The sequence below is a fragment of the SAR324 cluster bacterium genome (assembly GCA_029245725.1).
Classification (GTDB): Bacteria; SAR324; SAR324; order SAR324; family NAC60-12; genus JCVI-SCAAA005.
Map to the genome: position 1 here is coordinate 35,760 of JAQWOT010000163.1, position 10,573 is coordinate 46,332.

The following is a 10,573-nucleotide window of genomic DNA, read 5'->3' on the forward strand; positions in this document are numbered from 1 at the left end:
TTACCTATGCTCCAGAACTAATTTCAGTGGAATTTTGGATCCACTGTTTTGCCTTGGATGTGGATGGATGAGAGCGGGACGCAGGGTACAACAAAATTGTACCCTGTGATAACTAGATTTTAGCGGAAGGGAGGTGAGTACAGTAAACCTCCATCGGTCCACTGTGCATTAAGTCCACGGGCCAGACCAATTGGGGTACTAGAACCAATGTTTCTTTCGAAAGACTCCTCATAGTTACCAATGTTTGAGATGATGTTTCTAGCCCAATCAGATGACAATCCCAACATCTCTCCGAGATTACCTTCGCTACCTAGTAAGCGGTTAATTTCCGGATTGTTGGTCCCTTTGGCCATGTCTGCAACGTTCTGTGATGTTACGCCGTATTCTTCGGCAGCCACCATCGCATTTAGGGACCAACGCACTACATCACCCCATTCATGGTCACCATGTCGAACCAGAGGCCCAAGTGGTTCCTTAGAAATGATCTCAGGTAGAACAACGTGGTCGCTTGGATTTTCAAATGATGCTCGAGTGGCAGCAAGTCCGGAAGCATCAGTTGTGTAGACATCGCAAGCATTTGCCAGATACTGTTGTTGTGCTTCAGAGTTTGTCTCAACAGGTACAGGCTCATAGTTCATTCCGTTCACACGGAAAAAGTCTGCAAGGTTCAGTTCTGTAGTGGTACCAGTTTGGATACAAACAGTGGCCCCATCTAACTCGGTAGCTGAAGTGACTCCAAGGGATTTTGGTACCATGAAACCCTGACCATCATAATAGTTGACCCCTGTAAATTCGAACTTCAGGTCAACGTCTCGTGAGAATGTCCAAGTGGTATTTCTCGCTAGCATGTCAACTTCACTCGAAGCCAAAGCAGTAAATCTGGTTCCTGTTGTCAAGGGAACGAAAACTACTGCTTGGGGATCACCCAATACAGCGGTGGCTACTGCTCGGCACATATCCACATCAAAGCCTTCCCAGTTCCCGTTGGCATCAGGGGCTGCAAATCCTACAAGACCTGTACTAACCCCACAGTTTAGACTTCCACGGTCCTTCACTGTACCCAAGGTGCCTTTCTCGTGACCACCAGCCATGGCAATTCCACCCAAGAGGGCAACAGACAGACAGGACAAGAATAATTTTTTCATCTTCATCTCCTCAATCGTTTTGATTCGAAGGCCATCAGCAACCTTAATTGCATGGCAAAGACTCATTTACACGAGGCATTATTCAGACTACATTTGGGCTGGATGTCAAGATTTAATCCTTATAAATCAAGGATTCCCAGACTCTACGACACATTACTGCAACTATCTTAGAGAAATTGGACTGACAAAATCTAGTAGAATACAGATATTTCATTGGCTAACAAAACCCTAATCAAAATCGATTGCTGAATCAAAAATATTAGACCCAATGCTGTGCTTCCGTTACAACTGCAATGAAAAGCTTGTATTCTACCAGCACTCTTTTACATTGATCGACATTCAAAACTAGGAATAATGAGAACAAGAAAAATCAACCTCTCCTCACGCTCATTGCCGCACATGCGGTTCTTACCTCTGCAAACCCTATCCATAGAGAAAGCATGTCTGACAACAAATTTGGATGCCGCCGAGATTTTGATACGGGCAGTGGCAAAGCATCCTACTACAGTCTAGAAGCCTTGGAACAAAAGATTGTTGGAAACATCAGTCGCTTGCCTTTTTCCATTCGGATTTTGTTGGAACAGGCACTGCGCAACTATGATGATTTTCAGGTTCTTGAAGAGCACGTTCACACCCTGGCAAATTGGGATGGCTCTGTCTCAGATAAGGAAATCCCTCACAAGCCGACCAGAGTCATACTACAGGACTTCACAGGCGTACCAGCCGTGGTAGATTTGGCATCACTGCGTTCAGCGATGGCAGAGATGGGTGGCGACCCAGAGGTGATCAATCCCCAGGTTCCAGTTGATCTTGTGATCGATCACTCGGTTCAGGTCGACCACTTCGGTGGTGCAGATTCTCTTGATCGGAATATGCAGATTGAATTCGAGCGCAATCAAGAACGCTATGAGTTCCTCAAGTGGGGACAGAATGCCTTCCGGCAGTTCCGTGCATTTCCGCCGGGTGTTGGCATTGTTCATCAAGTGAATCTGGAATATGTAGCAAACGTTGTTCAGTTGGTGGATGGTGTCGCTTTCCCAGATACGCTTGTCGGTACAGATTCCCACACAACAATGATCAATGGTCTTGGAGTAATGGGCTGGGGGGTTGGTGGAATTGAAGCAGAATCGGTGATGCTGGGCCAACCAATCTACATGCTGATGCCTCAAGTAGTGGGTTTCAAGTTGACCGGACAACTACCTGCTGGAGCAACCGCGACAGATCTTGTCTTGCGCGTCGTTGAAATGCTTCGCAAGAAAGGGGTCGTCGAAAAATTTGTTGAGTTCTACGGCCCAGGCTTGGGCAACCTGAAACTTGCGGATCGTGCCACCATTGCCAATATGGGTCCTGAGTATGGCGCAACCATGGGCTTCTTCCCAGTGGATGACGAAGCGTTGAACTATTTGCGTCAGACCGGACGACCTGCAGAAGTGGTTCAGCGAGTAGAAGCTTACTGCAAAGCACAGGGACTCTTCCGGACCAACAGCACTCCAGACCCGATGTTCAGTGACGCACTGGAATTAGATCTGTCAACTGTGGAACCAGCCTTGGCAGGCCCCAAGCGTCCGCAAGATCGTGTGAACCTCTCGACGATGCAATCAGCCTGGCAAGAAACTCTGCGCAAATCGATCAAGCAGGGAGGCTTTGAACTAGGAGAGACTGCGCTGTCGAAGCAATCAGCCATTCAAGGACTGGACGGTCAAACCTTGACCCATGGCGATGTGGCAATTGCAGCGATCACTTCCTGTACGAATACCAGTAATCCATCAGTAATGATTGCAGCGGGCTTGCTCGCTAAAAAAGCCAACGCACTTGGGTTGAGAAGCAAGCCTTGGGTGAAGACTTCGCTTGGTCCAGGTTCCCGAGTCGTAACAGCCTACCTAGAAAAAGCAGACCTGCAGCAACACCTTGATGCACTGGGCTTCAACACGGTTGGCTATGGCTGCACGACCTGTATTGGTAACAGTGGTCCTTTGCCAGACAACATCGTCAAGGCAATCAATGACGGTGACTTAGTGGTCACTTCAGTACTGTCTGGGAACCGAAACTTTGAGGGAAGAATCAGTCCGAACGTCAAAGCTAATTACCTTGCCAGTCCCCCACTGGTGGTTGCGTATGCGCTGGCTGGGACGGTCAACATTGATCTTCAGAACGACTCGTTGGGTAAGGACAAAGACGGCAACGATGTCTTCCTTAAGGATCTCTGGCCAAGCAATGAAGAAGTCGCCGCCATGGAGAGTACGATCAGCAGTGATATGTACTCAAATGAATACGGCAAAATGGATACAGTGACACCAATGTGGAATGAAATTGAGGCCAAGACCGGACAAGTTTATGCCTGGAGTGAGGCGTCAACCTATATTCAAAATCCAACCTTCTTCCAGGGTATGGGGACAAGCGTCAACCCGATCAATGACATTGAGGGTGCTCGTGTGTTGCTCAAACTGGGTGATTCCGTGACAACTGATCACATATCACCTGCAGGATCTTTCAAGCCTGATACGCCAGCAGGTAATTTTTTGGTGGATCGAGGGGTTGCCGTTAAAGACTTCAACTCCTATGGTTCCCGCAGAGGTAATGACCGGGTCATGGTGCGGGGAACCTTTGCTAATGTGCGCATTCGCAATCAGATCGCACTAGGAACCGAGGGTGGCTTTACGAAGTACTTCCCAACTGGCGAAGTGACCACGATCTATGACGCAGCAATGCAGTACAAGGCCACCAATACACCGCTGGTCGTGCTGGCTGGGGCGGAGTACGGAACTGGTTCTTCCCGTGACTGGGCGGCGAAAGGAACCTTCCTGCTAGGGGTCAAAGCAGTCGTTGCAGCCAGTTTTGAACGAATTCATCGCTCCAATTTGGTAGGGATGGGTGTGCTTCCATTGCAGTTTAAAAATGGGCAAACTCATGAGTCCTTGGGCTTGACCGGTGAGGAAACTTACTCGGTGTTGGGGCTTAGTGATGAAATGCAGCCGATGCAGGACGTGATTCTCAAAGTCAATGATCAAGAGATCCCTGTGCTCTGTCGTCTCGATAACAAAGTGGAGATCGAATACTACCGCAACGGTGGAATTCTACATACGGTTCTGCGTAACTTCATGCGAGAGAGTGGGAAGTAAGCGGATTTTCTTCAGAAGTAGAGTCTTTGGAAAGCCCACGTTTCCCTAGGTAGCGTGGGCTTTTTTATTTTGAGGGTATGGTGGATTTTGGAGTCGGTGCAACACAGATGAATTTGCAACTCAAAAATAACTCTCGTAGGATCCCTCATGGACTCGACGCTCGGACTCCATCGGTGAGCCAAATCGTTCAGAACGATGCTGGAAGGGATCTTCTGGAGCAAAAAAGGATTCTCCGCCTGAGAAAAAAATCGCCCCACCAAACAACACGACTAAGATGATCAGGATGGCCTTCCGTTCCTTTGGATCAAAGTTCTGAAACATCAGCACTCCTGTGGTTGAGAGGAAGTCGGCCAGAAGGACTGCTCGGTATGGGTGAGTTGAATGGATAGTTCTGGATATCCAGCAAAGTGCTTGCGTAATTTCTCAGCAACATAGGCCGATCGGTGCTGACCTCCTGTGCATCCACAACTTACCATTAGTCGCTCAAAGTCCCGAGCGATGTATCTCTTCACACTCAGTTCCAAGGTTCCTTTTACATGATTGAGGAACATTGCGGTTTCATCCTTTGCTTCCAACCATTCTTGAACCGAAGTGTCTAGTCCTGTCAATGCTTGGTATTCCTCAAATTTTCCTGGATTCGGAAGGCAGCGACAATCGAAAACAAAGCCTCCTCCATGACCGCTTCCATCAATGGGAATTCCAGATCGTCGAAATCCAAACGAGTAAAGATCAAGGAGCATTGGCCTGTAGTTAATTGGGGAAGTTCATGCCCAGGTCATCTGTCTAAAGAATCTTGCTGTGAATATCCTCAGTATTCAGTACGATCGTTCGGAAGTCAAACCAGACCACCTGACTTGTTAACATTGAGCCTGTGAAGTAACTATCTCAGAAAACTTTTTTCTCTTTTTCGCCTCTCCAACTTCTAATGCCTTTGAGCCTGCAGTTTCAGCTTTCCCCTGAAATAAAGGGAATCAGTCTTTGTCTACTGGCCTACTTCTGCTTTACCTGCGGTGATGCTGTGATCAAAGTGCTGGGTCCTCATTATCCTGGTTTACAGATCTTCTTCTTGAACATGGTAGCCTCTACTCTTGTAGGCTTTGTAGTGGTACTGCTGACGAGCAATGTGAAAAATCTCCGCATTCACCAGCCCTGGTTACACCTGACAAGAGGTTTACTGCTCCTAGTGATGCAGTTTTCCGCAACCTACACATTCAAACATGTGCCCCTGGGGAGTGCCTATTTATTGGTCTTTTCGGCACCCTTGATCACAGTAATCCTAGCTCATTTCTGGTTGAAGGAGATTATCCGACCTCAACTCTGGGCTTGTGTGGGGACTGGATTTGTTGGGGTTATGATTTGTCTCCAGCCAGGCAGTGCAGAGTGGCATCCAGGGCTGCTGACAGCCTTACTGATTGGCATTGGGCATTCAATGCTGAACCTGCTAGTACGACAATACGGTCAGCAGGAAAGCCCCCACGCCTTAATGTTGACGAGTATTCTAACAGTCGCTGTAGCCAGTTGCTGGATTCCCTTCACAGACATCTGGCAACCTTTACAGTGGGATTTGTCAGGTTGGCATTTGTTGTTTGGCCTGTTGGGAGCTATTGCCGGCATTGCAATCACTGGGGCGTATCAATTGACGCATGCTTCACTGCTCGGTGCTTTCCAATATAGCCAATTGCTTTGGGGTGTTTTGCTGGGATATTTCTTTTGGCAGGAGGTTCCTTCTGCTGCAGTTTTGGTTGGCACTGTCTTGATCGTTGGTAGCGGTTTGGTCATTCTACGTCTTCGAAGGCCTCAGCCTGCGGCCAGTTCACCTTTGGCTTCAACGCTTCTTTCTTAGGAAAATCCATGAAATTCTTTGTTGATACTGCTGATGTGTCAGAAATCCGAAAGCTCAATGAACTTGGCATCGTGGATGGTGTCACGACTAACCCCACATTGATCGCCAAGTCAGGACGCCCCATTCGAGAAGTTCTTGCTGAAATCTGTGACTTGGTTGATGGGCCTGTCTCTGGGGAAACAGTCTCAACGGATGCGGAGGGGATGGTTCGTGAGGGACACTGGCTCCGAGAGATTGCTGATAATCTGACCGTGAAAGTACCCCTTACGGCGGATGGCATCAAAGCCACCAAGATCCTAAGCGATGAGGGAATTCCAGTCAATGTAACCCTCTGTTTCAGCTCAGGACAGGCCTTGCTCGCAGCGAAGGCAGGAGCCACCTTCATCAGTCCGTTTGTCGGACGGTTGGACGATATCGGACTGGAGGGGATGAATTTGATTCAGGACATTCGCCTGATTTATGACAATTACGGTTTTGATACGGAGATTCTGACGGCTTCGGCGCGCCACATTCCTCACTTGCTGGAGGCAGCTCGCTTGGGTTCCGATGTGATCACCGCGCCACCGCAGGTTTTCTGGCAACTTTTTGAACATCCAATGACAGACAAGGGCTTGGCAGCATTTTTGGCAGATTGGGAGAAGACTGGGCAGAATTTGGGGTGATTCCAAACAGGGAACGAGAAGCCAATCAAGCTGATTGATCAGCTTTTGAAAATTAGAAGGTGAAACCAATGCCTGCGCTAGCTAAAGGACTACTGATATTTGATTCATTGTCCAATAACAAAACCAAGTATAAGCTGAGTTGTTAGTTCACTACCAAGACTTTAACATGAATCAATAATGGAAGTGTCGTTGAAGTTGACGGTGATCACGCCAATATTAGCAGTTAGAGTCGTTGACGAATAGCCAACCCCGATTTGAGATGAGTGAATATATGGGGGATTGTATCCGGAAGCAGAAGGTGGTTCATAGCCATCCAGATTCTCACCTAATATCCTTGCTTAAATTTGTCCCATAAATCGTACTCGACTGGGATGAGCGGTTAGGAGGTTGGGAGTAGGCAGAATCAGGGCAGCCGAACTAACCGCTAAGAATTTCTTGAACATAACGCTTGCTCCTTCTTAAAATAGTAGTCAGAACTGTGCGGACAAAAAATATTGGCCTCACAGTAGAAGCTTGGATAGTGAACTGAGGTGAGTTCCATAGGAAGGCTGACCATTTTTATGAATAAAAAATTTAGCTTCTACTTCCAATGATTTGGACGAATATAGCTTGGCTAGCTTTAGGATGGTCGCTGATCCTCTTGGGAATCATGATTGTGCCCCTACCGTTACCGCTGGGGTTGGTTTCTTTCACCTCTGGCCTGGCAATTATCCTACCCAGAAACAAGACAGCCCGACGCATTTTAAGCTGGGGGCGTCACAAATGCCCCTGGGCTTTCGGTCCGGTGCTAAAAGTCTTGGAGAAGTTAGAAAAATCGCGCTGGCTTGGGGGTCGCCGAAAATCTTCGTCTCCATCCACAGAGATACCAGAATAATACATAATTGCACTTTGGCTTACTCTGACCTCTAAAGCCTCTGTCTATTTTATTCAGTGGATAGTCATACTGCAGCTCAGGTTGATTTGAACTGTCTGCACGTCACTCGTATTTCCCGCCTCGATTGTCAGAAAATTTAGTGAAACAACGTGTCGAATCGGATAAAGGGAATCACAAATATTTTCTGGCGCTTCTAACTGCAGTGAGATCTGATTCCCTCCTAAGAGGATGCTTGGGCTCAGGCCAGTGAGTTCATAATAGCCGACCTTTTCGTCCCCAAAACGTAGTAATAAATCGAAATTCTGTATGGGATTGTTCTGCAGAATAAGGGCAATTTGCACAGCATTCCCAGGTTCTAAATTCAGATTGCTCTGTGAAGATGTTACTATCGAAGCGCTTGGAACTGCTGAACCTACCCAAGTGGCTTTTTGGGAATTCAGTAAAATGGAAATCTGCTTGTTTAGAACGTCGGCTGTGTTTTTGGTTGAGTCATTCTTTGCGGGAGTTTGGTCTGAAGCACAGCCCAAAATAAGAAAAATTGAGCTAAAAATGAGGAATCCGAGAAAATTGCGGAGCGACTTCATCAAGAGTTCCATGGTCCTAGAGATGTCAAAGTCAACTCATCCTATGGAAGTGCGGATTTGACAGCCATTTGTTGTAAGTGAACTGACATAATGTGGTATGCTGACCCCTGTCGACGAATGAACCAATGGGCCTGCTACATCGTGAAGGTCAAAGTCTGGACTGAGTTCATAAAGAAAATCGACTAGGGTTCGTTTGTCACGGGTGCTCAGGCTGGTGGACAAATAGGGGTACATCAAGTCGTTGCTGTCAAAACTATGGCTCCAAATACCCAGCATGTGTCCAAATTCGTGTGTGGCAACCGCAGTTGTTGTTGCTTGGTCCTGACCCTTGAGCATATAGATTTCTTTGTCCGTGGTGGCTTGCCCTAACACGTGAGGACTACCGGCTTTTGCCAGCATCTGTGTGGAGTTGAGCCAATAAACCTTCACATCAGGTGAACTTGCGCTGAAAGAGACGCTGATACCAATTTCATTGAGCGTGCTAGCCCAAGCGGTTACGCCTGTTTCAAACCAACTGAGTTCATTAACACTTCCACCAAGTGAATAGGTGGCGTTTGTTGCATCTTTGTCAATCACAATCGAACTGTTTTTTCCCCAGTGGAAGATATATCGGCTCGTGACTGGGTAGTAGTCCTTGGCAGCGGTGTAAGACTCTGAATCACTACAGCCAAAGAGCAATAGTCCCGAACCTCCAATCAAAAGATTTCGGCGAGTCAAGGGGCACATTTAATTCCTAGAAGCGATAGGTTAGAGTCGTCAACAAAGCTAGCCCCCCCAGGTCAAAATTCTGTGTTTCCTGGATACTCTTTGCATTGTGGCCCGGTCTGATATCACTCGAATCAATCTCATTTTGAGCGATGATGTAGCGAGCTCCCACAGACCATTGCAATCTGCTATTGAATATATGATAAAGTCCTTGCAAGATCCCTGTGGTTCCTAAGGTTTCAGAAGTTCTGGTGCCAAGCTGATCTTTGATATTGTCGGTGGTTATGTATGAACTACCATATCCGTAGAAAGTTCTGCTCAAGTTATTAACCCCACCGCCAACCGACCATTCCCAATTTCCACGATATGAGGAGAGCAGCAGCAAAAGGGTTTGCAAATCCAAAGTATTCTCCTGCTCCTCTCCATTCAATGTTTGATAACGTATTCTCCCGCTCGTCGATGAGTATTCCAGGCCAATTCCTACTCCAGAAGTCCTTAAAAAAGTTACTCCAACTAAGTAACCATCTAAGCGGATGCCTTCTGCTCCATATCTATCCTTGAGATACTTATTGTATCCTTCGTTGGATCGAAGTTCTTGTGTAGAATATCCGTAACGCCAGAGCGAATCGCCCCACGCTTGATCTGCAGCTACAAACAGAAGTGCAGATGCAAGCAGCAGATAGACAAAATTATATTTCATGGTCTCAGAGTACGGTGGCATCAAGTTCTTTGAGCCGTGCCAGATGTCTAAAAGATGATCAGCAAAGGTACTGCAATAAATGTAGACATCAACGCAAAAAAACTGAACCTAAAGGGGCATACTTCTCGCATTTTTGTGGAATAAAATTAATTACTAGAATGCTAAAACAAAATCAGATGAAACTCAAACTGACCTACTTTTTAACAATTCTAACCATCTGCGGATTGCTGCTCTGTGGCGGATTCTGGATTGGTGATTCATGGTGGGAAAAGTTGGTGAACGCTGCTGGATCCGGAGTTCAGCCTGTTCAGGCCGCAGCTGATTTGGGTGAAGAAACAAAGATCACCTACCGTATCCAAGTGCGTGATGCGGAACAACTGCCTTTGGAGCGAGCGTTTGTTTCCTTGCAGAGCTACCCAGAATACCAGTGGTTCACCAATCAACTCGGGGAAGTTACACTACGTGTTGAGCCAAACTCACACCACGTGAAGGTTGTGGCTAATGGATTCATTACCCAGACCTTTGCCCTTCCTGCGGTTGACGGTCGTGATGAAGTGATCGTCAGTTATCAGTTGAAGCCCAACCCTTTACTTGCGCAATCAAGTCGCTAGCCATTTTTGGGGATAGCCTGTAGGCAGATCAAATCTCCAGTTCCTCTGCTTTCCAACCAACAATCGTCAGTAATAGCTGGAATCATCCAGCCTTCCTCTTGTCGAACTGTCCCACAACTCTCACCACCGACCAACAACTGGCCGTATCCATCTACACCCATCAATAGTTGGTATTTTCCTTTCCCTTCAAGTTTGATACGTTGCCCAACTGGGACACAAAGTCGGAAGGCGTCAAAGTCTGGAAAGTCGACCACTCGTTCACAACGAAGTCCATCTTGTTGCCAGATCAACTCGGGTTGTGGAGGTTGATATATTTCGGGTTTCATCCCT

The 10,573-nt window shown here is 47.2% G+C and carries 12 protein-coding genes; 5 read left to right on the forward strand and 7 right to left on the reverse strand.

The window, feature by feature from the left end; translation table 11 throughout:
* Positions 1-119 precede the first annotated feature (119 nt).
* Complete coding sequence (locus tag P8O70_08335; protein MDG2196884.1) at positions 120-1,151, reverse strand: amino acid ABC transporter substrate-binding protein; 1,032 nt, start codon at positions 1,149-1,151, stop codon at positions 120-122.
* 434 nt (positions 1,152-1,585) lie between these two features.
* Between P8O70_08335 and acnA the strand changes: the two genes are divergently transcribed.
* Positions 1,586-4,264, forward strand: a complete 2,679-nt coding sequence (acnA, locus tag P8O70_08340; GenBank protein ID MDG2196885.1) for an aconitate hydratase AcnA — start codon at positions 1,586-1,588, stop codon at positions 4,262-4,264.
* A 120-nt stretch (positions 4,265-4,384) separates the two neighbouring features.
* Here the strand turns inward: acnA and P8O70_08345 are convergent, their stop codons facing one another.
* Together P8O70_08345 and P8O70_08350 are read right to left on the reverse strand one after the other, a co-directional pair.
* On the reverse strand, positions 4,385-4,585 hold the full coding sequence (locus tag P8O70_08345; protein ID MDG2196886.1) for a hypothetical protein: 201 nt from the start codon (positions 4,583-4,585) through the stop codon (positions 4,385-4,387).
* Positions 4,585-5,004, reverse strand: coding sequence for an RNase adapter RapZ (locus P8O70_08350; GenBank protein MDG2196887.1), 420 nt, complete (start codon positions 5,002-5,004; stop codon positions 4,585-4,587). The genes P8O70_08345 and P8O70_08350 overlap by 1 nt, the downstream gene beginning before the upstream one ends.
* A 185-nt stretch (positions 5,005-5,189) precedes the next feature.
* Here P8O70_08350 and P8O70_08355 point away from each other — a divergent pair, with 185 nt between their 5' ends.
* From P8O70_08355 to P8O70_08365, 3 genes are all read left to right on the forward strand, one after another.
* The gene (locus P8O70_08355; GenBank protein MDG2196888.1) at positions 5,190-6,107 is read left to right on the forward strand and encodes a DMT family transporter; all 918 of its coding nucleotides are present in this window, start codon (positions 5,190-5,192) and stop codon (positions 6,105-6,107) included.
* A gap of 8 nt (positions 6,108-6,115) precedes the next feature.
* Positions 6,116-6,769, forward strand: coding sequence for a fructose-6-phosphate aldolase (gene fsa, locus P8O70_08360; protein MDG2196889.1), 654 nt, complete (start codon positions 6,116-6,118; stop codon positions 6,767-6,769).
* A gap of 589 nt (positions 6,770-7,358) precedes the next feature.
* Entirely contained in the window at positions 7,359-7,643 is a 285-nt protein-coding gene (locus tag P8O70_08365) for a PGPGW domain-containing protein (protein ID MDG2196890.1), read from the forward strand.
* A 53-nt stretch (positions 7,644-7,696) separates the two neighbouring features.
* Here P8O70_08365 and P8O70_08370 read toward each other — a convergent pair whose 3' ends face one another.
* Genes P8O70_08370 through P8O70_08380 form a run of 3 tightly spaced genes read right to left on the reverse strand, consistent with a single transcriptional unit; the run spans position 7,697 to position 9,632 of the window.
* Positions 7,697-8,227, reverse strand: a complete 531-nt coding sequence (locus P8O70_08370) for a hypothetical protein (protein ID MDG2196891.1) — start codon at positions 8,225-8,227, stop codon at positions 7,697-7,699.
* 36 nt (positions 8,228-8,263) lie between these two features.
* The gene (locus P8O70_08375) at positions 8,264-8,953 is read right to left on the reverse strand and encodes a matrixin family metalloprotease (protein ID MDG2196892.1); all 690 of its coding nucleotides are present in this window, start codon (positions 8,951-8,953) and stop codon (positions 8,264-8,266) included.
* A 7-nt stretch (positions 8,954-8,960) separates the two neighbouring features.
* A complete protein-coding gene (locus tag P8O70_08380; GenBank protein MDG2196893.1) occupies positions 8,961-9,632 on the reverse strand; it encodes a hypothetical protein in 672 nt (223 codons plus the stop codon).
* A gap of 176 nt (positions 9,633-9,808) precedes the next feature.
* Here P8O70_08380 and P8O70_08385 point away from each other — a divergent pair, with 176 nt between their 5' ends.
* Positions 9,809-10,243 carry a hypothetical protein gene (locus P8O70_08385; protein MDG2196894.1) on the forward strand — a complete coding sequence of 145 codons (435 nt, stop codon included), beginning with the start codon at positions 9,809-9,811 and terminating at the stop codon, positions 10,241-10,243.
* Here the strand turns inward: P8O70_08385 and P8O70_08390 are convergent.
* A partial coding sequence (locus P8O70_08390) for a hypothetical protein (GenBank protein MDG2196895.1) occupies positions 10,240-10,573 on the reverse strand: 334 nt, incomplete at its 5' end. The two genes, P8O70_08385 and P8O70_08390, sit on opposite strands and share 4 nt — an antisense overlap.

Coding starts and splice junctions, on each gene's coding strand:
- P8O70_08370 (MDG2196891.1), bottom strand. CDS start 8,227: ATGAAGTCGCTCCGCAATTTTCTCGGATTCCTCATTTTTAGCTCAATT.
- P8O70_08385 (MDG2196894.1), top strand. CDS start 9,809: ATGAAACTCAAACTGACCTACTTTTTAACAATTCTAACCATCTGCGGA.
- acnA (MDG2196885.1), top strand. CDS start 1,586: ATGTCTGACAACAAATTTGGATGCCGCCGAGATTTTGATACGGGCAGT.
- P8O70_08355 (MDG2196888.1), top strand. CDS start 5,190: ATGCCTTTGAGCCTGCAGTTTCAGCTTTCCCCTGAAATAAAGGGAATC.
- P8O70_08375 (MDG2196892.1), bottom strand. CDS start 8,953: ATGTGCCCCTTGACTCGCCGAAATCTTTTGATTGGAGGTTCGGGACTA.
- P8O70_08335 (MDG2196884.1), bottom strand. CDS start 1,151: ATGAAGATGAAAAAATTATTCTTGTCCTGTCTGTCTGTTGCCCTCTTG.
- P8O70_08350 (MDG2196887.1), bottom strand. CDS start 5,004: ATGCTCCTTGATCTTTACTCGTTTGGATTTCGACGATCTGGAATTCCC.
- P8O70_08365 (MDG2196890.1), top strand. CDS start 7,359: ATGATTTGGACGAATATAGCTTGGCTAGCTTTAGGATGGTCGCTGATC.
- P8O70_08380 (MDG2196893.1), bottom strand. CDS start 9,632: ATGAAATATAATTTTGTCTATCTGCTGCTTGCATCTGCACTTCTGTTT.
- fsa (MDG2196889.1), top strand. CDS start 6,116: ATGAAATTCTTTGTTGATACTGCTGATGTGTCAGAAATCCGAAAGCTC.
- P8O70_08345 (MDG2196886.1), bottom strand. CDS start 4,585: ATGTTTCAGAACTTTGATCCAAAGGAACGGAAGGCCATCCTGATCATC.